General features: G+C 43.5%; 1 protein-coding gene and 1 pseudogene. Both read left to right on the top strand.

Features of this window, described 5'->3' with window-relative positions:
- A pseudogene (locus tag R7O13_RS30515) lies at positions 1-242 on the top strand (shikimate dehydrogenase); the annotation flags it as partial.
- 3 nt (positions 243-245) lie between these two features.
- Positions 246-509, top strand: coding sequence for a DUF1488 domain-containing protein (locus tag R7O13_RS30510; protein ID WP_005497408.1), 264 nt, complete (start codon positions 246-248; stop codon positions 507-509).
- Positions 510-531 lie beyond the last annotated feature (22 nt).

Here is a 531-nt window from a genome sequence, read left to right as displayed (position 1 = left end):
GTGAGTTACCTGCGATCTCTGCCTCGGTGTTCGCCACCAATAGTACGAGCTACGACATGATGTATGGCAAAGGTGATACCACATTTAACCAATGGGCTAAGCAAAACGGTGCGGCACATGCTTATGATGGTTTAGGTATGTTAGTTGGCCAAGCTGCTGAGAGTTTTATGTTATGGCGCGGTCTTCGTCCTGGAGCCAAACAGATTTTGCGTGAATTAAGAAAGAACCTTGAAGGTCAATAAGCGATGAATCAATCCATCTTATTCCCAGACATGCAATCATGGGATGAAGTATCACAATCAGTAAACTTTGCGGCGCAACAATCTGGTGCGCTAATAGAATGCTTTGTGACGAAACAAAAGTTAGAAAAGTTATCTGGCTCAGAGTTAGATACGGAGCAGGCCGTGATCGCCGCTTTTATTGACTACCGATTTGATCTGGAAGAAATAGCAGAAGAGTTAATAGAAGATGAAGCCTTCAACGAAGAAGGCCATATTATCATCGGCTAACAGACCTTTAGTTCAAGTCTTC

The sequence above is a fragment of the Vibrio sp. Y176 genome (assembly GCF_033438945.1).
This window is presented reverse-complemented; position numbering and strand designations above follow the sequence as displayed.